Raw genomic sequence first — 23,889 nt, 5'->3', positions numbered from 1 at the left:
GGGTTTTCCATAAACATGGGCGCCATTGCCTCCTTCACCACAATTCTACCCCGAATCGAACACAAAAACGAGAGAAACTCAATTCACGACGCAGGTGAATTTAGATCTTTTTTACCGTGAGCTAACGAGAAAACATTCCGAATAAGGAACACTCAGGCATATTTTGATATGCTCGCAACGCCCATACAATCGAACATGCATCTGAATTTAGTTCTTTTACTAACGCAAGGGTAACCATGTTCCCTTGGATGTTTGGATGTTCGGATGTTCGGATGAGAATATTTAGACCTCACGTCGCGTGCGGTGATCGGGAAGACAAGCGACAGCATCCGTTTCTGGAACTGATTGCGAATTTCGCGAAAAAACCGCAGGTAAACGTTTATCGATAAACGTTGAGCCAGCCAGTAACGCGATGGTGTGGATCGAGATGGACTTCGAAATAGTTCCGCGGACTCGCTGATGGCCAACCTCACCTGATGGAATCGGGCCAAGGCCATCCGTTATTTCACGCTGCGGGCGATCTGTAATGCGCTCGAGTGCCGTGCAGCCGCCAGCGTGACCGCGCCCGATGTGGGTAGCCGCGACGGTACCCGTCGTTGCTGCTACCCAAAGCGGGCACACGCATCCGTTCGCGTGCGTGGACAGGAACGAAACGCGAGGCTAGAGGGCGCGTTGTAGCAGCGTGATGAACATGGCATCGGTGCCGTGGCGGTGCGGCCACAGCTGAACGCTTCCGGTATCGGCAGGCAAATCGAGGTTCGCGCCGCTGAACGACTGCACGATGGCAGCCGTGTCGAGCGCCCTCACGGTTCCGCCAGCCTTGCGCATCGCCAGGGCGACGATCGCGCGGGTCTCGGCGGTGTGCGGCGAGCACGTGACGTAGGCGAGGATGCCACCTGGCTTGAGCGCGAGCAGGGCTGCGTCAATGAGTCCGGACTGCAGGCCGGCAAGGTCGGCAACGTCCTTGGGCTGCTTACGCCAGCGCGCCTCCGGCCGGCGGCGCAGGGCACCGAGGCCCGTGCACGGCGCGTCGAGCAGAATGCGGTCGAAGGTGTTCGGGTGCGTCTGACCGATCGTGGTGCCGTCCACTTCCCATACCGGAATCGTTTCCGGCAGAGCCGCGAGGGCGGTGCGCACGAGGGCTGCCCGGGCCGGTACGAGCTCGTTCGCTACGAGCACGGCTCCCCTGGCGCGTGCTTCGGCGGCGAGCAGGGCAGCCTTGCCGCCGGGGCCGGCGCAGAGGTCGAGCCACCGCTCCCCTGCAATGATCGGCCGCGCCCGGCTGAGCGCTAGGGCGGCGATCTGTGACCCCTCGTCCTGCACGCGAACGCGGCCTTCCGTCGAGGTCACCAGATGGTACGGGTCACCGGCGTCGAGCACGAAACCGACCGGGGAGAATTCATCAGCGAGTCCCAAACGCTCCCGATCAGCATCGGTCGCCAGGCCCGGCAGAGCAACCATGTTGACCTTGGCGGCCATATTGTCGGCGGCGAGCAGGTCGGCGAGCTCATTTTCGTGGCCCCCAGCCTGCAGCGCCTTTCGAAAAGCGCGCACGATCCAGGCTGGGTGGGAGAATTCGGCGGCGAGCCGATCGTCGGCGTTGACCGAGCTCTGCAACACCAGGTCGCGCCATTCCTCCACGCTCGATCGGGAGATCGTGCGCAGCACCCCGTTAGTGAATCCGGTCGCGGAACGCGAGCCGACCTGCTTGGCGAGCGACACCGATTCGTTGACCGCCGCGTGGGTGGCGACCCGGGTGGCGAGAAGCTGGTGCGCGCCGAGACGCAGCACGTCGAGAATTGCGGGGTCGATCGCGGTGACGGGACGGTTCGCAGCGAGGGCGATCACTCGGTCATAAAACCCCTGCATGCGCAAGGTGCCGTAGGTGAGCTCGGTCGCGAGGGCGGCATCCGCTGTATTGAGGGCGGCGCGCTGAATGCGGGTCGGCAGTAACAGGTTCGCGTAGGCGTCGGACTCGCGTACGGCAGCAATCACCTCGTACGCGATGCGACGGGCCGGCTGCACGAAATCGGCTTGGGGCTGGCGGACGTGCGAGGCGCCGCGAGACGGCGCGGAATCGGAGGGGGCTGCGCCGCCAGAACGTGCTTCCCCAGAACGGCCGCCGCCGCCGGCGGACCGGTCAGAACGGGTCGCACCCGACAGGTTCCCCCGCGAGCGATCGTCGCTCATGATGCGATCACCGATTCTGCTGCCACTCCGCGCCACCAGTCGTTCGCTGTCATTGCTGTCTTTCCAGCCGGTTGCACGCGCAGCAAAACCAGCGGTTCGGTCTGCGTGCCCACGAGCACTGTCTTTTCGCACTGCACAATAGTTCCGACAGGAAGGTTCGGCTCGTCGACGCTCGGAGTGACCTCGAGAAGTTTGAGAACGGCCCCGTTCACCGTGGTGAAGGCGCCAGGTTCGGGGGTCACGCCGCGAATACGGTTATAAACGGATGCCGCTGGCTGGCCGAAATCGATACGCGCGTCCTCCCTGCCCAGTTTCGAAGCAAGGGTGACCTCGCCGGTCTGCGGCACAGCCTGGCCGGTACCGGCGGCGAGGTCGGCCACGACCCGCAGAAGCAAGTCGGCCCCACTGTGGCTGAGTCGCTCGAGAAGCATTCCCGATGTGGAATGTGCTCCGAGCGGCTGGGAAAAGCTGCCGAACACGCCACCGGCATCGAGCTCAGGGACCAGCTGGAACACCGCGGCACCGATTAGCTCGTCACCGGCGATCACCGCGCGCTGAACCGGAGAAGCCCCGCGCCACCGCGGTAAGAGGGAAAAATGCAGGTTGATCCAGCCGAGGCGCGGTACCGAGAGCAGGGGTTCGCGCACAATTCCGCCGTAGGCGACGATAACTCCAAGGTCCGGCTTCAGTGCACGGATAGTGTCGGTCGCGTCGGCGTCGAGCCGGTTAGTCTTGAGAACCGGGTTACCTCGCTCGGCGGCAGCCAGCGCGACCGACGATGGCGTGAGGGTGCGCTTGCGGCCGAGCGGGGCATCCGCTCGGGTGATCACGGTTACAATCTCGTGATCGGTACTGGCCAGGGCCGCGAGGCTGGGTACGGCGACCTCGGGCGTGCCGGCAAAGACGATTTTCATTTAGAGCAGCTCCGGGTCATCGAATCGAACTTTAAGTGTAGGTGCCGGTTGAAACGAACCGGACTTCGGTTTGCGGCGCTTGGCGGCATTGCGCACGACCGCCGCCTTGAGCGCATGAGCCACTTCGTCCCCGCGGGCATAGCCGAATCGCACAACCGCACGAACCAGTGGCGCCTCGGTGTCGACCGGGCCGAGCACGTCGAGGCCGGCCACCGTGCCGAGGTCGGCGAGGGCGACGTCGACATCGGCAGCGGTTCCGGTGACGGAGGCGACTCGCACGGCCGGCGGAAACCGTAGCTGGCGGCGGTCGGCGAGCTCACTCGCAGCGAAAATGTTTGGGCGCCAGGCGTTGAGCGCGCGGGCGAGCGCCCCGCCGACTCCGGCGAGAATTACGGGAGCGCCGGGGGCGGCCAGTGCGGCAGCATTGGCCCACCAGCGCAGGCAGTCCTCGCCAACGCGCAAGGATTCCCGGGCGAGCATGCGTTCGCCGTCAAGAATGAGAATTGCGCGGTAGCCTCCGGTCGGAACCGGTTCGGCACCCCGGGTCGCGATGACCAGGGCCGGCTCGGCACCGAGGGTCTGAATGGTGTGGTCACCGTCGGCGACGATCACTCGCGCCCCCGGAAAGGCTCGGCCGAGCTCTTCGGCGGTACGTCCGGTTCCGAGCGTCACCACACGCAGCTTGGTGCCCTCACACTGCGCGCAGGTCCAGCCGGCGGCGAGGGCGCCGCACCAGCGACAGGAGGGCACGGCCGAGGCCGACTTCAGGCCAAGCGGCCCCTGGCAATGCGTGCACCGGGCGGCCTTCTTGCAGCTTTGGCAAGCGAGCATGGGCGCATAGCCGGGGCTCGCGACCTGCACCAGCACGGGCCCGTGGCCTAGTGCCTCGCGGGCGGCCTGCCACGCCGCCGAGGGGATGCGGGCCGCCCGAGCTTGCTGGTCGGGCTCAGATTGATAATCGGTCGGGATGATGCGCGGGTGTCGATCGGCGGCTGGGCTCACGTCGGCGAGGTAGCCCAGTTCGACCAGGCGTTGGGTTTCAACGCTGCGGGAATGACCAAGAAATACCAGCGCGCTGTCACTGTCTGCCTGACGCACCAGTGCCGCGTCGCGGGTGTTCACGTACGGACTGAGCGGCTCCGTGTAGAGCGGGTCGCCGTCGTCCCAGAGCGCGATGAGGCCCAGGTCCTGCGCGGGGGCGTAGACGGCCGAGCGGTTGCCGAGGATGATGCGTGGCACAGGTTCCAGACACGCCAGGAAGGCGCGGTAGCGGTCGGGGTTCAGCTGCCGGGCGTCCACCCGACTGAGCGGCAGGGTCGGGGCGAGCTGGGCCAGCGCCGCTTGTACCTGATCCTGGTCGCGAAAATCGGGCACACAGAGGATGGCCGTCTGCCCGGTACCGAGGGTAGCGACGGCGAGTTCGGCCAGAGTCTGCGCCCAGCGGCCGATTGTCGTGCCGTCTTCGAGCTGTACGAGCTCGGGGATCGCTGCGACGGCGACCCGTTGGTGTTCGATGATGGCGCTGTCGAGACGACCGGTCGGGTAGCCGACGAAGGCGGGCGCGGCCAGGGCGATCGATGCGGTTGACGGCGCAGGCGTGGCCGTCTGCGCATCCGAGGACGAATCGGTCAGTGCAGCCCGTGCCGCCAGCCAGGCCTTTTCGACGCGCACCTGGCGCGGCGGCACGGCGAGACGGATGATGTCACTCGCGTTCCCCGCCGCCCGATCCGCCAGTCGGCGCGCCAGCTTCCAGACAGCTGGCGTGAGTACAACCGCCGTAGAAACGACCGAGTCGAGCGGGCTGAGTGCGCCGCAGTAGGCGGCATCCGTTGTCGAAGCGGACTCAGACCGCGGATCGAACAGCTCGATCACATAGGCGTCAACGACCCGCCCGCCGGAGCGAAACGGCACCTTGACCCGCACCCCCACGGCCACCTGCCCGACCAGTTCGGCGGGTACTCCGTAGTCGAACAGGTGGTCCAGTTGCGGCAGCGGGGAATCGATCAGCACCCGTGCGACGCGGCCGGTGTGCGTCATGATTGGGCCGTAGTTCAGAGGCCGGCGGCGCTGCGCAGGTCGTCGACCTTGTCGAGGCGTTCCCAGGTGAAGTCGGGCAGCTCGCGGCCGAAGTGGCCGTACGTCGCCGTCTGCGCATAAATGGGGCGCAGCAGGTCAAGCGAGTGGATAATGGCGGCTGGCCGCAGGTCGAAGACCGCGCGAATGGCCGCGGTGATCTCCTTGTCGGGGAGCACGCCGGTGCCGAAGGTTTCGACGTACAGGCCCACCGGTGACGCCTTGCCGATCGCGTAGGCAATCTGCACTTCGAGGCGCTCGGCGAGGCCGGCGGCGACGGCGTTCTTGGCGACCCAGCGCATGGCGTAGGCAGCCGAACGGTCGACCTTGGAGGGGTCTTTGCCGCTGAAGGCGCCGCCGCCGTGCCGGCTAGACCCGCCGTAGGTGTCGATGATGATCTTGCGCCCGGTGAGGCCGGCGTCGCCCTGCGGTCCTCCGATCTCGAAGCGCCCAGTGGGGTTGATCAGGGTGGCCAGCGATGAGGAGTCGAGGTCGATCCGGTCGAGTACCGGGCGGATCACGAGCTCTTCAACCTCGACGCGCAGCTGTTCGGTCGTCACGGAGGGGGCGTGCTGGGTGGAGACCACAACGGTTTCGACGGTGCGCGGAACGATGCCGTCATAGCCGATGGTCACCTGGGTCTTGCCGTCGGGGCGCAGGTAATCGAGCTCCCCGCTCTTGCGCACGAACGCGAGCCGTTCGGCCAGACGGTGGGCGATCCAGATCGGGATAGGCATGAGTTCGGGCGTTTCCCGGGTGGCATAGCCGAACATGATGCCCTGGTCACCGGCACCCTGCCGGTCGAAGTCGTCAAGGCTGGACTGCTCGCGTGTTTCGAAAGCGTTGTCCACGCCCTGGGCGATGTCGGGTGACTGGCCACCGATGGAGATCTCGACGCCGCAGGAGCGGCCGTCGAACCAGACTTCGGAAGAGTCGTAGCCGATGTCAGTGATACATTTACGCACGATCGACGGGATCTCGACGTAGGCCTCCGTGGTGACCTCGCCGGCCACGTGCACGAGCCCCGTGGTGACGAGGGTCTCAACCGCGACGCGGCTGTGCGGGTCGTCGGTGAGGAGCGCATCGAGGATGCTGTCGGAGATCTGGTCGCAGATCTTGTCAGGGTGACCCTCGGTAACTGATTCCGAGGTGAAGAGGCGAAGATCGCTCATCTGGCTCGTCTCTGTTTATTTAAAAACATAGTTTTGAATGAAAACGTCCAAGTTGAATGTGCTGCAGACCGGTCGAAGCGGAGGCTAACCGGCCAGGTCTAGTATGCAATTGGCCACCGACATTTTGCTTCCGGAGGCCTCATTCACTATAACTCCGCCGCGATCGAGCACCGTCACTGCGTTACGTTCCGTGCCGAATCCTACGGTTTCCCCATCGACATAACCGACCCGGTTAACCACCAGAAAGTCGCAGCCCTTTCGGGCCATTTTCTCTCGGCCGAGCGCGAGCAGCCGGTCGGCATCCGCTTCGGTTTCGGCGGCGAAGCCGATGATCAGCTGGCCCGGTCTGCGGGAAGCAGACAGTCCGGCCAGAATGTCCGGATTTTTGACCAGTTCGAGCGTGAGGGTGTCGCCGACCTCGTCTTTCTTGATCTTGCCAAGCTGCACGCTCTTCGGCCGGTAGTCGGCGACGGCGGCGGCCATGATGATCACGTCGGCCGCCGCAGCGGCCGTCGTCATGGCCTCCAGCATCTCCTGAGCGCTGCCGACCAGCACGCACGACACGTTGGTCGGAACCGGCACCTCGAGGTTAGCTGCGACCAGAGTGACCCGAGCCCCACGAGCGAGCGCGGCCTGCGCGAGCGCGACGCCCTGCATACCACTGGACCGGTTGCCGAGGTAGCGCACCGGGTCGAGCGGTTCCCGGGTGCCGCCGGCGCTGATCAGCACGTGTCGTCCAGCCAGATCCTGCCGAGCGGATGCCGCCGCCTTCCCCGCAGACGGCGCCCGATCAAGAATAGCCAGGGCCACCGCAACGATGATCTCCGGTTCCTCCATCCGCCCGGCCCCGGTATCGGTTCCGGTCAGACGGCCGACACCGGGGCCCACGATCGTGATGCCGCGGGAGCGCAGCACCGCCACATTCGCCACCGTCGCCGGATTGTTCCACATTTCGGTGTGCATGGCCGGGGCGATCACGAGCGGCGCTGTGCTGGCCAGGATGGTGTTGCCGAGCAGATCGTCGGCGAGGCCGGCGGCGAGTTTGGCGATGCTGTTGGCCGTGGCCGGAGCGACCACAATGAGGTCGGCACACTGGCCGATGGCCACATGGCGTACCTCAGCGACCCCCTCATACAGGTCGGTATGCACTGGATTGCGGGAAATCGCCTCGAGCGTCGGCTTACCGACAAACCGCAGGGCGGCCGCGGTGGCGACGACGTGCACAGAGTCGCCGTGCAACACAAAAGCGCGCACGATATTGACGGCCTTGTACGCTGCGATGCCGCCGGTGATACCGACGACGATCGTGCGAGGTGTCTTCATCCTGCGCGCTTTAGAGTTTGTCGCTCTTGGGCCGGGACTAGGCCTCGACGATCGGGCGGGAAACGAGCTTGTCGTCGTTGATCTCGCGCAGGGCCACCGAAAGCGGCTTGTCTTCGACGGTCGAGTCGACGAGCGGTCCGACGTTGTCGAACAGGCTGCCTTCGTGCAGGTCGGCGTAGTAGTCGTTGATCTGACGCGCACGCTTAGACGCAAAAATCACTAGAGCATACTTCGAGTCGACCTTGGAGAGCAGGTCGTCGATGGGCGGGTCAATGATGCCAGTGGGCTTGTTCGCCATTGGTGTCACACTCCTAATAGAGCACGGCCTGCGGCCTGTGCGAGCTTGCGGATACGTGTCGTAATACACGTATGAATTCAGCAGAAACGGGCGCTACGACAGGCTCGTTGCAGCGCGGATCTCCATCAAGTCTACGACCTCGCGAGCGGCCTCGGCGACATCGTGGTTAATAACGCGATAATCGAACTCCCCCTGGGCGGCCAATTCGAGCTTCGCGGTCTCCAGCCGACGCGCCTGCTCGGCCGAATCTTCGGTGCCACGGCCGATCAGCCGACGCACCAGTTCGTCCCAGCTCGGCGGCAGCAGGAACACCAGACGAGCTTCGGGCATGGCGCGGCGCACGGCGCGAGCGCCCTGCAGGTCAATTTCGAGCAGCACGCTGTTGCCCGCGGCGATAGCCGCGTCGACCGGGCCGCGCGGGGTGCCATAGCGGTAGGCGTTGTGCACCTTGGCCCACTCCAGCAGTTCGCCGGCCTCCACCATGCGGTCGAACTCCTCATCGGAGACAAAGTAGTAGCTGAGGCCCTCGGTCTCCCCCGGGCGTGCTGCCCGGGTCGTCGCCGAGACGGAGAGCAGCACGTCGGGGTAGTTCTCGCGAATGTACCCGGCGACGGTTCCCTTGCCGACCGCGGTGGGTCCGGCGAGAACGATGAGTTTGGAGTCGGCGGTATTCTTGCGCACGGTCGATCGCTCGGAGAGAAAATCCCGAAGGCGATCGCGCTGGTGCCGACCGAGGCCACCGAGGCGCTTGGACGGTGAGATTTCGAGGCGGTGGATGATGCGCTGCATCTTGGTCACGCCGATCGCCGGGATACTCACGAGCAACTCGGTCACTCTTAGGCGGCCCTCGACCCCGATCGGGTCGGCGATGGCCGTGCCGAGAACTTCGAGCGCGGTACGTTGACCGGAGGCGACCTCGGACTTGACCTTGGCGCGGGCGCGACGAGCCGCGACGGCGACGCGCGACGCCGCCACCCGATCAACCTGGGGCGGGGTGGGACGGTTTTCAGCCACGGACGGCACCTACTTCGGCTACTCGGCGCTCAATGGCTTCTTCGATCCGGTGGGTTCCGGCCGAGAGCACACTACGCGATTCACTCACGATAACCCCTCCGGCGTATCCACCATATATCGAGGTCAGATCCATAATATGCCCACCCTGGTGTCCGAAGCCGGGCGCGAGCACGGGTGTGCGAAATTCGGTCGGTGCCGCCTCTAGATCAATGCCGAATGACGACAAATCGAGGGTGGCGCCCAGCACGACACCGATCGACCCCAGACCGGTCGTCAGGCGAGCGGATGCTGCCCGCGCGTTGCGCTCCGCAACGTCGTCCAGAATAGCGCGGGCGACGCTCGAACCGGCATAGCGCCCGTCACCGACGATAGCCCGCTGAATGTCGCCGGCTTCCGGATTGGAGGTCGCGGCGAGCAGGAAGACTCCCTTGCCGTACGCTGCCGCGAGGGTGAGTGGCGAGTCGAGCGAACCGACGCCCATGTACGCGGCGAGGGTGAGGGCATCCACTTCGAGCGGAGATCCGGGCGAGAGCCAGGCTTGCGCGTACGCCTCGACGCTCGTACCGAGGTCGCCGCGCTTGGCGTCGCCGATCACGAGCAGGCCGGCCTGCCGGGCATCAGACAAAACTCGCTCGAGGGCGACGAAACCGGCCGAGCCGAATCGCTCGTAAAAGGCGACCTGCGGTTTGACGATGCCGACCCGGCCGGCTGCGGCGGCAACGACCGTGCGACCGAAGGACTCAGTTCCGGCAGCCGTGTCGGGCAGGTTCCAGTCGTCGAGCAGCCAGGAGTGCGGGTCGATGCCGACGCACAGCTGGCCGCTGTCGGCGAAAACCCGCTCGAGGCGTTCGCCGAAGGACGGCGCCGACAGAGCAGGGCCGCCGCTCACAGTAGCGCCGTGCGGGCCGTGGCGTACTCCTGAAGTGAGGTCACCTCGAACCCGTCGCGAATCGAATCGATCGAGGCGACCGCGGCGCTGAGCTCGGCGATCGTGGTGAACAGGGGAAGGTCGCCGGCCACGGCGGCGGCACGAATCTCGTAACCGTCGGCCCGGGCAGTGCTGCCACCGGGGGTGTTGATGACGATCTGGATCTCTTCGCGGCGGATGAGTTCGACGATCGAGACGTCGTCCTCCCCCGTCTTCTCGCTGAACTTGGTCACCACACGCGCGCGAATCCCGTTTCGCTGCAAGACCTCGGCGGTGCCGATGGTCGCGGCTATATCGTAGCCGAGCTGCTGCAAACGCAGCATCGGCAGGATGATCGCGCGCTTGTCCCGGTCGGAGACTGACACGAAGACGGTGCCGGAGAGGGGAATTCCGCCGTAAGCGGCGAGCTGGCTCTTAGCGAAGGCCCGCGGAAAGTCGCGGTCGATGCCCATGACCTCGCCGGTGGAACGCATCTCCGGGCCGAGGATCGAGTCGACGACGAGGCCCTCCGGGGTACGGAACCGGTTGAACGGCAGCACCGCTTCCTTCACGGCGACCGGCGATTCGATCGGTACCCGCGAGCCGTCGATGAGCGGCAGCTTGCCCTCGGCCTTGAGCTCGGCGATGGTCGAACCGACCATGATGAGCGCTGCGACCTTGGCCAGCGTGATGCCGAGGGCCTTGGCCACGAATGGCACGGTGCGGGAGGCGCGCGGGTTGGCTTCGAGTACGTAGAGCACGCCGGCGCCAATGGCGAACTGCACGTTGAGCAGGCCCTTCACGCCGATACCGCGGGCGATGCCGAGGGTGGCTTCGCGCACCCGGTCGATTTCGGCGCGACCAAGGGTGACCGGCGGCAGGGTGCAGCTCGAGTCGCCGGAGTGGATACCGGCCTCTTCGATGTGCTCCATGACGCCGCCGATGTACAGCTCGTGGCCGTCGTAGATGGCGTCGACGTCGATTTCAATGGCGTCGTCAAGAAAGCGGTCGACCAGGAGCGGATGTCCGGCGCCGATGATTCCCTGCCCAGCCATGCGAGTGAAGTAGTCAGCGAGCGATGGGGAGTCGTAGACGATCTCCATGCCACGGCCGCCGAGCACGTAACTCGGACGCACGAGCACCGGGTAGCCGATTTCTTCGGCCACAACGACGGCGCCGCCGAAGTCGATCGCGGTACCGTTGCGCGGCGCGAGCAGGCCGGCATCGTCGAGAATCTTCGAGAACAATCCGCGTTCCTCGGCGAGGTCGATTGCGTCGGGGGTGGTACCGAGAATGGGAATACCGGCCGCTTCGAGGCCGCGAGCCAGGCCCAGGGCTGTCTGGCCACCCAGCTGCACGACCACACCGACGAGTTCGCCGCTCTGGCTTTCGGCGTGGATGACCTCGAGCACGTCTTCGAGCGTAAGCGGTTCGAAGTAGAGCCGGTCGCTCGTGTCGTAGTCGGTGGAGACCGTCTCCGGGTTGCAGTTGATCATGATGGTCTCGTAGCCGGCCTCAGACAGCGCGAAGGAGGCATGCACGCAGGAGTAGTCGAATTCGACGCCCTGGCCGATGCGGTTGGGTCCGGAGCCGAGGATGACGACCTTGCGGCGGTCGCTCGCGACAACCTCGGTCTCGTCGTCGTAGCTGGAATAGTGGTACGGCGTGAGGGCTGGGAACTCCCCCGCGCAGGTGTCGACGGTCTTGAAGACCGGACGTACGCCGAGAATGTGACGCACGGTGCGAACATCCGCTTCACCGAAGCCGCGCAACTCGCCGATCTGGGCGTCGGAGAAGCCGTGGTCTTTGGCCAGGATCATCACGTCGCGGTCGAGACGGTCGGCGGCCCTGACCTGCTCGGCGATCTCGTTGATCAGCACGATCTGGTCGATGAACCACGGGTCGATCTTGGTCACGGTGAAGACCTGGTCGATCGTCGCGCCGCGGCGCAGGGCCTGCTGCACGGTGACGATGCGGCCATCGGTAGGAATCTCGGCGACGGCGAGCAGCTCGTCGACCGTGCGGGTTTCCTCGCCCCAGTGAAAGCTCGATCCGCGCTTCTCTAGCGAGCGAAGGGCCTTTTGCAAAGCGGATGCGAAGCTGCGGCCGATGGCCATCGCCTCACCGACCGACTTCATGGTCGTGGTCAGTCGCTGGTCGGCAGCTGGGAACTTTTCGAACGCGAAGCGCGGCACCTTGACTACAACGTAGTCAAGGGTCGGTTCAAAGCTCGCCGGAGTGACCCCGGTGATGTCGTTGGGAATCTCGTCGAGACGGTAACCGATGGCGAGCTTGGCGGCGATCTTGGCGATCGGAAAGCCGGTTGCCTTGCTGGCCAGGGCGGAGGAGCGCGAGACGCGCGGGTTCATCTCGATCACAATGACCCGGCCGTCGGCCGGGTTGATGGCGAACTGAATGTTGCAGCCGCCGGTGTCGACGCCGACTGCGCGGATGATGTCGATCGAGATGTCGCGCAGGTGCTGGAACTCGCGGTCGGTCAGGGTCAGCGCTGGCGCGACGGTGATCGAGTCGCCGGTGTGCACACCGACCGGGTCGACATTTTCGATGGAGCAGACGACGACGGTGTTGTCGGCCGTGTCGCGCATCATTTCGAGCTCGTACTCTTTCCAGCCGAGGATGGACTCTTCGAGCAGAACCTCGGTGGTCGGGCTGTGGTGCAGGCCGTCGGTGACGATGCGGCGCAGTTCCACCTCGGTGTAGGCGAAGCCCGAGCCGAGGCCACCCATGGTGAAGGAGGGGCGAACGACCAGCGGGTAACCGAGGTCAGCGGCGTAGCCGACAGCCTCATCGACGGTCTTGGCGATGAAGGAGCGGGCCACGTCGGCGCCGGCGTCGAGTACGAGCTGCTTGAAGATCATTCGGTCTTCGCCCTTGTTGATGGCGTCGAAGCTCGCCCCGATCAGCTCAACGTCGTACTTTTCGAGGATTCCACGCTCGTGCAGCTGGATCGCCGCGTTGAGCGCGGTCTGCCCGCCCAGGGTGGGCAGAATCGCATCCGGTCGTTCCTTGGCGATGATCGTCTCAAGAATTTCGGCCGTGATCGGTTCAATGTAGGTCGCGTCGGCAAAATCGGGGTCGGTCATGATGGTGGCCGGGTTGGAGTTGACGAGGATGACGCGCACGCCCTCCTCGCGCAGCACCCGGCAGGCCTGGGTGCCGGAGTAGTCGAACTCGCAGGCCTGGCCGATGACGATCGGGCCGCTGCCGATGACAAGAACACTGTTGATATCGTCGCGCTTGGGCATTATTTGGTTTCTCCTGCAACGGCTGACTGCGCAGCCAGAACAACGTCTCTGAATCGATCGAAAAGGTGGTTGGCGTCGTGTGGGCCGGCGGCTGACTCCGGGTGGTATTGCACCGAGAAAGCGTTGATATCGAGGCAGCGGATGCCCTCGACCACCTGGTCGTTGAGGCTGTAGTGGCTCACCTCGACCCGACCGAATCCGGTGCGAGAAGCATGCACGCCCTCAATCGGCATGTCAACGGCGAAGCCGTGGTTTTGCGAAGTGATCTCGACCCGCCCGGTGGTTTTGTCGAGAACCGGCTGGTTGATGCCACGGTGCCCGAACGGCAGCTTGTAGGTGCGAAACCCGAGGGCGCGGCCGAGCAGCTGGTTGCCGAAGCAGATGCCGAAGTAGGGAATACCCGCGCGGAGCACTTCCTGCAGCAGATCCACGTGGGCATCGGAAGCGGCCGGGTCACCCGGTCCGTTCGAGAAGAACAGGGCGGAGGGCTTCAACGACAGAACGTGTTCGGCGGTGACCGACTGCGGCAGGACGAGCACCTCGAAGCCCCGTTCGGCGAGATAGGTGAGGGTACTGGTCTTCACGCCGAGGTCGAGCACTGCGACGGAGCCGATGCGTTCGCCCTGCGCGGGAATGGAGAAGGGTTCAACGGTCGAGACTTCGAGCGACAGGTTGCGACCGCGCATAGCCGCGCCACCGAGCACGAGTTCGAGTTGTTCGCTGTCGGACAGGCCGAACAGATCGCCGGAGAAGATTCCGCTCTTCATGGCGCCCGCCGAGCGGATGTGGCGGGTGATCGCGCGGGTGTCGATGCCGCTGATGCCGACGACGCCATTTGCGTCGAGGTCATCGTCGAGGGTGCGGGTGGCGCGAAAATTCGAGGCGATCCGAGCGGGTTCGCGCACGATGAAGCCAGCCACCCAGATCTGCCGAGATTCCATGTCTTCGTCGTTCATGCCGGTGTTGCCCACGTGCGGGGCGGTCATCAGCACGATCTGGCCGGCGTAGGACGGGTCGGTCAGCGTTTCCTGGTAGCCGGTCATGCCTGTGGAGAAGACGATCTCGCCGAGCGTCTGTCCCTCGCTGCCGTAGCTGCGGCCGACGAATCGGCGGCCGTCCTCGAGCACAAGCACGGCGGGGCCGGGCCTGTCGGTCACCGAGAAAATGGAGGTCAGTGCAACGGATGCTTCGGCCTGGTCTGGTGCGGTTGAATCGGGCACGTCAGGCCTCACTTTCGTCTTGATGGGCCGTGGCCGTAATGGATCGGATCGAGTCGATGAGACGGACTCGATCGTTCGGGTCGATGATGCGGAAGAAACTATCAACGTCGCGACGGTCTGCGCTGGGCGTGTTCAGGCGCCAACTCAGGCGAACCAGTCCGTCGCTTTCGACGACGCGATCGATGGCGAGCTGCGCTGCACCGACCTGGTCGATGGCGGCGCCGGGCACGTATAGGGGCGCGTTGCCGTCAAGGTCGAGGGTGATGCCCTGCCCTGTCACGGTAAGCGCGGCTCGGGCCCGAAAACCCAAGCCGGGAATGGCCAGTCGCTCCAGCGGGGCGTCCCGCGGGGTCGTGGCCACGTAATAGGCCTCGGCCGTCGCCAACACTTCGGCGGCAGCGCCGCCCTCCGGCAAGGGGTAACCGGCCGTAAGCGTACGGTCACGTTGGCTGCGCTTTCGCCAGCTGCGCCACATCAGTACGAGTACGCCCAGCAGGAAGAGCGCTGTGATGATGGCGGGAATGGACCTATCCATGGGTGAGGACTCCGCGCGTGTAGCCGGCTATTTCGAGGCTGCTGCGCACTTCGCCGTCGAGCACCGTGGCGTAGCCGCGGTGGAAGGTTGCCCGCACCTCGCCGGGCAGCGTCATCGACAGGTACGGCGAGTTCACACTCGTGCCCGACAAATCGGCGCGGCCGAAGACGCGGGTCGCAGCGGGGTCGTACAGGGTCAGTTCGGCCGGTGAGCCGACCACGATCGGATTGCCCTGGCCGGTAACCCGGCCAATGCGGGCCGGGGTACGCGAAAGCACGCGTTCGATGTCGGGCCAGTCAAGCATTCCGTTTGCGACGACCGCGGCATGCACGACCGACAGGGCCGATTCCAGCCCGACCATGCCGTTGGCAGCGGCATCCCACTCGCAGTCCTTGCTTTCGACCGGGTGCGGAGCGTGGTCGGTCGCGACGATGTCGATCGTGCCGTCAGCAAGTCCGGCCCGCAGCGCTTCGACGTCTTCGCGGCTGCGCAGCGGCGGGTTTACCTTGAATCGGGCGTCATAGCCGCGCAGAAGATCTTCGGTGAGCAGCAGGTGGTGCGGGGTGACCTCGGAGGTCACCTGGATCCCGCGGGCCTTGGCCCAGCGAATGACGTCGACCGAGCCGGCAGTGGAGACGTGGCAGACGTGCAGGCGGGAGCCGACATGTTCGGCCAGCAGCACGTCGCGGGCGATGATCGATTCTTCGGCGACGGCCGGCCAGCCGACGAGTCCGAGTTCACCCGAGAGGGCGCCCTCGTTCATCTGGGCTTTTTCGGTCAGACGCGGTTCCTGGGAGTGCTGGGCGATGACCCCGTCGAATGCCTTGACGTATTCGAGCGCGCGCCGCATGAGCAGCGGATCAGAGACGCAGAATCCGTCATCGGAGAACACCCGCACCCGAGCCCGGCTCGACGCCATGGCGCCCAGCTCGGCGAGTTGTTTGCCAGCCAACCCCAAGGTGACCGCGCCGATGGGCTGCACGTCGACGTACCCGGTGCTTTCGCCGAGCGCGAGCACCTGCTCGACCACTCCGGCGGTGTCCTGGGCCGGAAGCGTGTTGGCCATGGCGAACACGCTGGTGAAGCCACCGCGCGCTGCAGCTCGGCTGCCGCTCAGCACGGTTTCGCTGTGCTCGTACCCGGGTTCACGCAGGTGGGCGTGCAGGTCGACGAGTCCGGGCAACGCCACGAGGCCGTCAGCGTCGATCACGCTGGCGCCGCTCTGCGACAGGCCGGTTCCCAGCTCAGCGATGCGCGCACCATCCAAACGGATGTCCGTGCCCGTGCCGTTCGAAAGTGTCGCGCCACGAATCAACCAGCGTTGGGCATTTCCGTCAATCGACATTCTTCGATTCCTTCCGGTCACCGGATAAGAGCAAATAGAGCGCGGCCATTCGCACCGAGACTCCGTTGCTCACTTGTTCGAGCACGGTCGAGTTGGCGGAATCGGCCGCCGCCGATGAGATCTCCAGACCACGATTCATCGGGCCTGGGTGCATAACAATGCTAGCCGGACCGAGCCGACCGAATCGCGCGTCATCCAGACCCCAGACCCGGGAGTACTCGCGGGTACTGGGGAAGAACGCCGCGCTCATCCGTTCGGTTTGAATGCGCAGCATCATGACCACATCCGGGCCGGCATCGATGGCGTCATCCAGGTCAAAGCTGAACCGAGCGGGCCAGAGCGAGGTGTCACTCGGCAGCAGCGTCGGCGGAGCGACGAACGTGACCTCGGCTCCGAGGGTGGTGAGCAGCCACAGATTGGAGCGGGCGACGCGCGAGTGCAGCACGTCGCCGACGATCGTGACCGTGACACCGTCGAGACCCCGGCCGCGGGAAGCCGACCCGTGGAGGCGGCGGCGGACGGTGAAGGCGTCGAGCAGCGCCTGGGTGGGGTGCTCGTGGGTGCCATCGCCGGCATTGATGATGCCAGCGTCGATCCAGCCGCTGGCGGCGAGCACCGCTGGGGCACCCGAGGCCGGGTGGCGAATGACGACGCCATCGGCGCCGATCGCGGCGAGGGTCTGCGCGGTGTCCTTGAGGCTTTCGCCCTTCGACACGCTCGAACCTTTGGCGCTGAAGTTGATCACATCGGCACTGAGCCGTTTCGCGGCGGCCTCGAAGGAGATGCGCGTGCGGGTGGAGTCCTCGAAGAACAGGTTGACCACGGTCTTGCCGCGCAGGGTTGGGAGTTTTTTCACCTCGCGCTGGGCGACATCCGCCATGTCCTCGGCAATGTCGAGCAAGTTGATGGCCTCATCGCGGGCGAGGTCCTTGGTCGAGAGCAGATGCCTCATTGCTCACTCCGCCCGTCGATCGAGACGAACTCGTCGCCGTCGACCTCGTCGATGTGCACGTTGATGCGCTCGTCGGCGGCCGTTGGCAGGTTGCGGCCGACGAAATCAGCGCGAATCGGCAGTTCGCGATGCCCGCGGTCGACCAGTACGGCTAGCCGCACGATGTTCGGGCGGCCGTGGTCGCCGAGCGCATCTAGAGCACTGCGGATGGTGCGCCCCGAGTAGAGCACGTCATCAACGAGGACCACCGTGGCGCCGTTGATGCTGCCGGGAACCTGGGTGCGCGAGGGGGTGCGCGTGCGGCCGTGCGCGAGGTCATCGCGGTACAGCGTCACGTCCAGGGAACCGACCCGCACGCCGCTCGCGGCCGGTTCGAGCCGCTGGATGATCTCGGCAATCCGCTGGGCCAGAATGACGCCGCGGGTCGGTATGCCGAGGATAACAAGGTTATCCGGGCCTCGATTGGACTCCAGGATCTCGTGAGAGATTCGAGTCAACGCGCGGGTGATGTCAGCTTGAGTGAGCACAATGTGCGCCAAATGCCGACCTCCTTCCCCGTCTCACAGGACGGATCATTAAAGGATGTCTAAGTCGTATCTACTCTACTCGATCGCCTCGCGTCTAGGTACTGGCCCCGACCGCGTCGGGGTGATTCCTGAGTGCCGAATCGGGAAACCCGGACGAACTGCGTGCCAGGGTCATGATCGCGTGTGCCACAGCGTCTCCCAATTCGCTGATCGCCTTGGTGTTGAGGTTCGTGACCGTGTCACATGCCTGGTGGTAGCAGGTGTCATAGGCAACGCCGGCCGTTCCAACGTAGATCGCGGCCTCCTCGGGGGGTCTTCAGCCCGTCAGTGCCGCTGAACAGCCCGCCGGCCGGAAATCCCACGGCAATGCACGGACCGTAATCCGATCTGCCGTCGAAGGCCGTCGGCGCGGTGGCGAGCACCGAATCGAGGTGCGTCCCAACCACGATCACCTTATCCTTGTTGCCCTTTTGGGTATCAGCGATAATGTTCGCGGTCGTGCGTGTCTCGGCGATCACTTCGGTGCTCACCACTACGGTTGTCGGCCCTGCCTGGGCAGAGGCATAGAGCGCGGCGCTGTCGGCGTAGCCGAGGCCCACAACGGGCACGGATACCGTGGCACCGAGCGTTCCCTCAACCAGTTCGGTGCGGCCCGGATTGCCCTCGTTGAAGATGATCACAGCGTCATAGCCGGCCGCGATCACATTGTGGGCCTTTTCGCCAAACGTGCACGTTCCACGCTGGATCAGCGCGACCTGTGGCGTGGTGGCCGAGGCTGGCACGAAGTCGGTTGTGGCACATCCGGCGGCCGAGCTGGGGGCCGACGTGGCTGGAATCAACGTGTTCGTCGCGGCAACGACGCCGCCTAGGACACCACCACTTCCCGAATAGGTGAAGGTGCTCGTGTCGTAGTCCTGGGGCGTGGGCGACACCTGGCTCAGACTGGACGGGGTTACCTCCTGATAGAACTCGAACTCGAAGGGTTGTTCCGTCACCTTGTAGCCAGCCAGCTTCAGGCGCGCTTTCACGTAAGCAGCGGATGCCGTGTAGCCGGGCGTACCGGCCGCCCGCGTTCCGCCGAAGTTGTTGGCAATCTTTTGCAGGACGCGTTCATGTTGCAGGATGCCGCTCACGGTCACCGCCTCGCGCAGTTTCATCGTGTTGACCTCGTCGATTGCCGCGGTCGCAGAAAGCGGAACCGCAAGGCTCCCCACTACAACGGCCGCGATGAGCAATGTTCTTCTTCGCGCAATGCCTCCCAATTCGGGTGGGAGATGGGCCACCCGGCTGGGTGACCCCGTATTCCCGCTGAAACCATGCCCCAGGATATCGATCTCCGGTGGCACCGTTACCGAATCGTGACCTTAGCGCTGGTGTCAGAACGCGCTGGCGACGAAGTCGGAGAACTCCGATTGGTCGGTGAGGCTGCCCCGATATTGCGCACCATCAACGAGCACGGTCGGGGTGCCGGACACGGCCTCGATCTCGGCTCCTTCAATCGGGCCGGCCAGCGCGGCCTCGGTGTTCTGCCGCGACCAGGCCTGGTATTCCCCGTTCTGAACACAGTCGGCGATGCTGACAGCACCCGGAACAAGATCGATTAGCTCGGCGTCACTCAGGCCCGTGGTGTCCTCAAGCGGCTGGTTGGCAAACAGCGCCGACAGAAAATCGAGGGCCTGCTCGGGGTTGAGCGTGGCCTGACAGGTCAGTGCCGCCGAAGCGCGACTCGAGTAGTTCGTGCCCTGTGATTTGCTGTCCAGAAAGGTCAAGGAGTGCAGGCGCAGGGTGATGAAGTCTCGCTCCACTCCGTCGAGAAGCAGCGCCCCGTTGGTTTGCTCGAACTGGGCGCAGAACGGGCACATCGGGTCGATGTACTCGTCAATAATGACCGCGCCGGTACCGAATTCGAGATAGCCGCCATCGAAGTCAGCTGCGCCCAGCTGGCCGGACGGCAGCGAAGTTGACGACGAGCTGGACGAGCCCGCGTTGGATCCGACGGTCACCAGGAATGCTGCGAGAGCGGAGGCGAAAATGACCGCGAGTGCCACCAGGATGACGAACACCGCGGTGCTGATATACCCGATGACGAGGCCCGCGAGGGCGAAACCGCGGCCGCCCTCACCGCGAGCTCTAATCTGCCCGAGGGCGAGGTGACCCGTGATGATGCCGACAAGTCCGATCACCAATGACGAGACAAGCGACACGATCGCCAGGGTATTCGTCTTCGGCGCCATCGCAAAGGGTACTATCGGCTCGGCCTGCAGTGCGTACGGGTTCGGCTGGGCGCCTTGTCCGGTGCCGGTCATCTTCGTGTCCTTCGTTGACGGTGCGCGCTGGAAGCGGCGATTCGGCGAGCGGTCCGGCTAGGCCGACGGAGCGGTCTGGGCGATCTTGCCAAGCAATCCGTTGACAAACCCGGCTGAGTCATCCGTTGAGAGAATCTTGGCCGCTTCAACGGCTTCATCGATGGCGACGGCGTGCGGAACAGCGTCGTTATACAGAATCTCCCAGATTCCGATGCGCAGAATCGCGCGATCGATGTTGGGCATGCGCGCGAGGGACCAGCCCTGCGAGTACGTTTCGATCAGTTCGTCGATCTCTTCGCGGTGGTCGACGACCCCGTCGACGAGCTCACGGGCGTAGAGCCAGGAAGCCATACGTGCCGGCTCGCTCGCGGCACGCTCAGCCTCGACGCCAAGCGACTCCGGAATGCTGATCTGACGCACATCGGCGGCATACAGAATGTCGATGGCGCGCTTACGCGCCTTAGTACGAGCGCTCATTCGTTGACGCGACCCAGGTAGTCGCCGGTGCGGGTGTCAACCTTGACCTTGGTACCCTGCTCGAGAAAGAGTGGAACCTGAATCTGGTAGCCGGTCTCCACTGTGGCCGGCTTGGTGCCACCGGTTGAGCGGTCGCCCTGCAGGCCAGGCTCGGTGTAGGTGATTTCGAGGGTGACGGATGCCGGCAGCTCGACGTAGAGCGGGTTGCCGTTATGCAATGCTACGGTCACGGCCTGGTTTTCGAGCATGAAATTGCTTGCATCGCCGACGACGGCCGCGGAGACGGTGATCTGGTCGTAGTCGGCCACGTCCATAAAGACGTAAGCGTCGCCGTCGTTGTAGAGGTACTGAAAGTCGCGGCGATCGACGTTTTCGGTCTCGATCTTGGCGCCGGCGTTGAACGTTCGGTCAACGGTTTTGCCCGAGACGACGTTCTTCATTTTGGTGCGAACGAAGGCGCCGCCCTTGCCCGGCTTGACGTGCTGAAACTCGACGACGGCCCAAAGCTGGCCGTCCATGTTGAGTACGACGCCGTTTCTGATATCAGCGGTAGAAGCCATGGGAGGGGTGTTCCGTTCAATTGATAAGGTGCGCGGGTGCAAATGGCACCCTTTCGATTCTATGTGTTGAAGCCTCAGGCTCCAAAGGCAATGCCGAGCAATTATCGATTATGGCCGGGTGACGAAGTCGAGCGCCAGTCGATACGAGTCGAATCCGAGGCCCGCGATCACGCCGGTCGCGATGGAGCTCACGACACTGGTGTGGCGAAACGTCTCGCGGGCGTGCGGGTTCGAGATGTGAACCTCGATCAGCGGCAGACCAGCCTTGGTCACGAGAGCCGCGGCATCCCGCAGGGCGTAGCTGTAGTGGGTAAACGCGGCGGGATTTAAGATCACCGGCATCCGCTCATCGACGGCTTCATACAGCCAGTGAATGAGTTCGGCTTCGTCGTCGGTCTGGCGCAGGTCAATCACGACGCCCTGACGAGCAGATGCGGTCAGCAGCGCACGCAGGTCGTCCAGGTTTGCCGAACCATAGACATCGGGTTCACGACTGCCCAGGCGCCCGAGGTTTGGACCGTTCAGAACCAGCACTGTACTCATCGCCTCAGCCTAGGGTGTGAGAACTGCGACTCCGTCGTCGTGCGCGACAAACAGGCCGGTGATGCGCATGAGCTTGCCGAACGATTGGGTCAATTCGGTGGCCCAGGCCTGGTCCGGAGCGGTCAGGGCGGCGGAGCCCGGCCGCTCGAGAGTGAGAATGATACTGCCGCCAGGGGCCTCCTGGGCGAGCATGTCGTTGATACGCACGGCGAAGGGCTGGATTGACCCGGGCTCGGGCCGCACCGGAATGCCGTCAATCGGGATCAGCACGGACAACTGCTGGCCGTCCGGATCGAGCAGCATGAGCCAGAGCTGTGGACGCATGGCGTGCCCAACCAAGTCGAAGACGCGCGTGCGGGCCTCCTGCAGTGTGGTCACGGGCGGGGCGTCTTCGAGTTTCGTTGTCATCGTCATGCGCCCAGAATGAACGGACCCAGGGCAGGCTGCTGAGTTATCCACAGGTAGTTTCTGTACTCACCCCGCTGTGGAAATCTTTCGGCGGCGCAGAAAGATTCGAGCGTCTCCGGTGGCGTCGGATACCCACCAGGAGACGATTCCCGACCTGATCGGAGTGATCGCATGACAACTTTTATATCCGCACACCGGTGCACTGTTTACACCGGTATTTCTCTCAGGCCGTTTGCACACTCCCGCTTAGCCTCAATACCGTTCAGTTAAGCATCCTCGTGTTACGTTGTGGTTATGGCGCGTACAGGGTGGGTGAAGCCGGTCTCTGACCGTCGGTTGTCGGATTTGGTGTCGGTGGGTCTGTTGACTCGTGTGTTCCCGGCTGATGTCATCGACGAGGTGGTTCAGGCGGCGGGGCGGACTGAGCGGCGTAACCGGGCGTTGCCGGCGCGTGTGATGGCGTACTTCTCTATCGGGATGGGCCTGTATGCCGAAGCGTCCTACGAGGATGTGTTTGCTCAGCTGACGGATGGGTTGTCGTGGTCGTCTGGTTGGTCCGAGACGTTTGAGCCGCCGTCAAAGTCGGCTATCTTTCAGGCGCGTCGGCGGCTGGGGTTCGAACCGGTGCGGGACTTGTTTGTCTGCGTAGCCCGGCCGCTGGCCGGGCCTGACACGCCGGGGTCGTGGTTGGCTGGGCGGCGTCTAATGTCCATCGACGGGACGATCCTGGATCTGGCCGACAGCGTGGTGAATACGGAGTTCTTTGGCCGGCCACCGGTGAGTCGTGGGGAGCAATCTGCTTTTCCGCAGGCACGCCTGGTGGCGTTGGCTGAGTGCGGAACGCATGCCATTCTGGACGCGGTGATGGGCCCGTGCACGACATCGGAAATTGAACTCTCCCGTGAGCTGGCCGGCCGCTTCAAGCCGGGCATGCTGGTCCTCGCTGACCGCGGCTTCTACGGTTTCCGGTTGTGGGCGCAGGCGGCAGCGACGGGCGCTGATCTGCTCTGGCGGGTCAAGACGAACCTCCGTCCCCGGCATCAGGAGACCCTCGCTGACGGGTCCTGGCTGGCAACGATCATCCCGACCTCCGGCACGGGGCGGCAGTCGACAACACCGTTGAAGGTTCGCGTCGTGGACTACACGATCGACGACGGACGCGACAATCCCGACTCCTACCGACTGCTGACCACGATCCTGGATCCGGCCGAGGCCTCGGCGGAAGAGCTGGCGACCGTGTACTCCGAACGGTGGGAGATCGAGTCGGTGTTTGACGAGTTGAAAACCCACCAACGCGGCCCGCGCATGGTAATGCGATCCAAATCCCCCGACCTGGTCAAACAGGAAATCTGGGGCCGCCTGTGCTGCCACTACGCGATCCGCACGCTCATGGTCGAGGCCGCCCAGCACGCGCACCGAGACCCTGACCGAGTTTCTTTCATTGCCGCACTTCGAATCGCCCGCCGCTCAGTCGGTCAGGGCGCTTTTTCCCCCTCCGCAGCCTGACCACGCCACAGCAGTCTGGCGTCATGCGGTCCGCGCCCTCGTCCGGAGACTGAATCCTCCACGCCGACGACGATCAAACCCTCGCGTCATCAAACGCAAAGTCTCGAAATGGCCCGCCAAACGCCTCCACCACGCCCACTGGCCACAACCCACTCACGAGCCAGAAATCACCATTCAAGTACTTAACTGAACAGTATTGCGCTTAGCCTGAATCCACCGGTCGGCCTTTTGACAGCGGATGCCGCGACGGTGTCGACCACTCCGCCGGCCACTTTCCATGCTCGATGTCGGGACAGTGCTAGGTCGCGGTGGGGACTGCTGAAGGTTTAGTTGACACCTGACTTGCTGGAATT

At 64.4% G+C, this 23,889-nt stretch carries 21 protein-coding genes; 1 reads left to right on the top strand and 20 read right to left on the bottom strand.

The window, feature by feature from the left end; all coding sequences use genetic code 11:
* Nucleotides 1-660: 660 nt before the first annotated feature.
* From CXY71_RS02525 to CXY71_RS02430, 20 genes are all read right to left on the bottom strand, one after another.
* Entirely contained in the window at nucleotides 661-2,190 is a 1,530-nt protein-coding gene (locus tag CXY71_RS02525; protein ID WP_104134130.1) for an RsmB/NOP family class I SAM-dependent RNA methyltransferase, read from the bottom strand.
* Nucleotides 2,187-3,104 carry a methionyl-tRNA formyltransferase gene (gene fmt / locus CXY71_RS02520; RefSeq protein ID WP_104134129.1) on the bottom strand — a complete coding sequence of 306 codons (918 nt, stop codon included), beginning with the start codon at nucleotides 3,102-3,104 and terminating at the stop codon, nucleotides 2,187-2,189. The genes CXY71_RS02525 and fmt overlap by 4 nt, the downstream gene beginning before the upstream one ends.
* Nucleotides 3,105-5,141 (bottom strand): hypothetical protein, encoded by a 2,037-nt coding sequence (locus CXY71_RS02515; RefSeq protein ID WP_104134128.1) that lies wholly within the window; start codon nucleotides 5,139-5,141, stop codon nucleotides 3,105-3,107.
* 14 nt (nucleotides 5,142-5,155) lie between these two features.
* The gene (gene metK / locus CXY71_RS02510) at nucleotides 5,156-6,349 is read right to left on the bottom strand and encodes a methionine adenosyltransferase (RefSeq protein WP_104134127.1); all 1,194 of its coding nucleotides are present in this window, start codon (nucleotides 6,347-6,349) and stop codon (nucleotides 5,156-5,158) included.
* A gap of 84 nt (nucleotides 6,350-6,433) precedes the next feature.
* Nucleotides 6,434-7,672, bottom strand: a complete 1,239-nt coding sequence (coaBC, locus tag CXY71_RS02505; RefSeq protein WP_104134126.1) for a bifunctional phosphopantothenoylcysteine decarboxylase/phosphopantothenate--cysteine ligase CoaBC — start codon at nucleotides 7,670-7,672, stop codon at nucleotides 6,434-6,436.
* Between the two features lie 37 nt (nucleotides 7,673-7,709).
* Complete coding sequence (gene rpoZ / locus CXY71_RS02500) at nucleotides 7,710-7,970, bottom strand: DNA-directed RNA polymerase subunit omega (RefSeq protein ID WP_092107764.1); 261 nt, start codon at nucleotides 7,968-7,970, stop codon at nucleotides 7,710-7,712.
* Between the two features lie 93 nt (nucleotides 7,971-8,063).
* A complete protein-coding gene (gmk, locus tag CXY71_RS02495) occupies nucleotides 8,064-8,984 on the bottom strand; it encodes a guanylate kinase (protein ID WP_104134134.1) in 921 nt (306 codons plus the stop codon).
* Nucleotides 8,977-9,873 (bottom strand): orotidine-5'-phosphate decarboxylase, encoded by an 897-nt coding sequence (gene pyrF, locus CXY71_RS02490; RefSeq protein ID WP_233198083.1) that lies wholly within the window; start codon nucleotides 9,871-9,873, stop codon nucleotides 8,977-8,979. Before pyrF ends, gmk begins: the two co-directional genes overlap by 8 nt.
* Nucleotides 9,870-13,157: a carbamoyl-phosphate synthase large subunit gene (carB, locus tag CXY71_RS02485; RefSeq protein WP_104134125.1), complete on the bottom strand. Its 3,288-nt coding sequence runs from the start codon at nucleotides 13,155-13,157 to the stop codon at nucleotides 9,870-9,872. Before carB ends, pyrF begins: the two co-directional genes overlap by 4 nt.
* On the bottom strand, nucleotides 13,157-14,314 hold the full coding sequence (gene carA / locus CXY71_RS02480) for a glutamine-hydrolyzing carbamoyl-phosphate synthase small subunit (RefSeq protein ID WP_199184180.1): 1,158 nt from the start codon (nucleotides 14,312-14,314) through the stop codon (nucleotides 13,157-13,159). Before carA ends, carB begins: the two co-directional genes overlap by 1 nt.
* Before the next feature lie 64 nt (nucleotides 14,315-14,378).
* Nucleotides 14,379-14,912 carry a hypothetical protein gene (locus CXY71_RS02475; protein WP_104134124.1) on the bottom strand — a complete coding sequence of 178 codons (534 nt, stop codon included), beginning with the start codon at nucleotides 14,910-14,912 and terminating at the stop codon, nucleotides 14,379-14,381.
* Entirely contained in the window at nucleotides 14,905-16,257 is a 1,353-nt protein-coding gene (locus CXY71_RS02470) for a dihydroorotase (RefSeq protein WP_104134123.1), read from the bottom strand. The genes CXY71_RS02475 and CXY71_RS02470 overlap by 8 nt, the downstream gene beginning before the upstream one ends.
* Nucleotides 16,247-17,209, bottom strand: coding sequence for an aspartate carbamoyltransferase catalytic subunit (locus CXY71_RS02465; protein WP_104134122.1), 963 nt, complete (start codon nucleotides 17,207-17,209; stop codon nucleotides 16,247-16,249). The genes CXY71_RS02470 and CXY71_RS02465 overlap by 11 nt, the downstream gene beginning before the upstream one ends.
* Nucleotides 17,206-17,748, bottom strand: coding sequence for a bifunctional pyr operon transcriptional regulator/uracil phosphoribosyltransferase PyrR (gene pyrR, locus CXY71_RS02460; RefSeq protein WP_104134121.1), 543 nt, complete (start codon nucleotides 17,746-17,748; stop codon nucleotides 17,206-17,208). The genes CXY71_RS02465 and pyrR overlap by 4 nt, the downstream gene beginning before the upstream one ends.
* Before the next feature lie 251 nt (nucleotides 17,749-17,999).
* A complete protein-coding gene (locus CXY71_RS02455) occupies nucleotides 18,000-18,971 on the bottom strand; it encodes a PA domain-containing protein (RefSeq protein ID WP_199184178.1) in 972 nt (323 codons plus the stop codon).
* Between the two features lie 141 nt (nucleotides 18,972-19,112).
* Entirely contained in the window at nucleotides 19,113-20,042 is a 930-nt protein-coding gene (locus tag CXY71_RS02450; protein ID WP_104134120.1) for a DUF4190 domain-containing protein, read from the bottom strand.
* Between the two features lie 57 nt (nucleotides 20,043-20,099).
* The gene (nusB, locus tag CXY71_RS02445) at nucleotides 20,100-20,519 is read right to left on the bottom strand and encodes a transcription antitermination factor NusB (protein WP_104134119.1); all 420 of its coding nucleotides are present in this window, start codon (nucleotides 20,517-20,519) and stop codon (nucleotides 20,100-20,102) included.
* Complete coding sequence (gene efp, locus CXY71_RS02440) at nucleotides 20,516-21,079, bottom strand: elongation factor P (protein WP_092107753.1); 564 nt, start codon at nucleotides 21,077-21,079, stop codon at nucleotides 20,516-20,518. The genes nusB and efp overlap by 4 nt, the downstream gene beginning before the upstream one ends.
* 108 nt (nucleotides 21,080-21,187) lie before the next feature.
* Nucleotides 21,188-21,622 (bottom strand): type II 3-dehydroquinate dehydratase, encoded by a 435-nt coding sequence (locus CXY71_RS02435; protein WP_104134118.1) that lies wholly within the window; start codon nucleotides 21,620-21,622, stop codon nucleotides 21,188-21,190.
* A 9-nt stretch (nucleotides 21,623-21,631) separates the two neighbouring features.
* On the bottom strand, nucleotides 21,632-22,036 hold the full coding sequence (locus CXY71_RS02430) for a hypothetical protein (protein WP_104134117.1): 405 nt from the start codon (nucleotides 22,034-22,036) through the stop codon (nucleotides 21,632-21,634).
* A gap of 288 nt (nucleotides 22,037-22,324) precedes the next feature.
* Here CXY71_RS02430 and CXY71_RS02425 point away from each other — a divergent pair, with 288 nt between their 5' ends.
* Entirely contained in the window at nucleotides 22,325-23,536 is a 1,212-nt protein-coding gene (locus CXY71_RS02425; protein WP_104134131.1) for an IS4 family transposase, read from the top strand.
* Nucleotides 23,537-23,889: the final 353 nt, after the last annotated feature.

It is taken from the genome of Cryobacterium sp. Y62, from assembly GCF_002929785.1.
Lineage (GTDB): Bacteria > Actinomycetota > Actinomycetes > Actinomycetales > Microbacteriaceae > Cryobacterium.
This window is presented reverse-complemented; position numbering and strand designations above follow the sequence as displayed.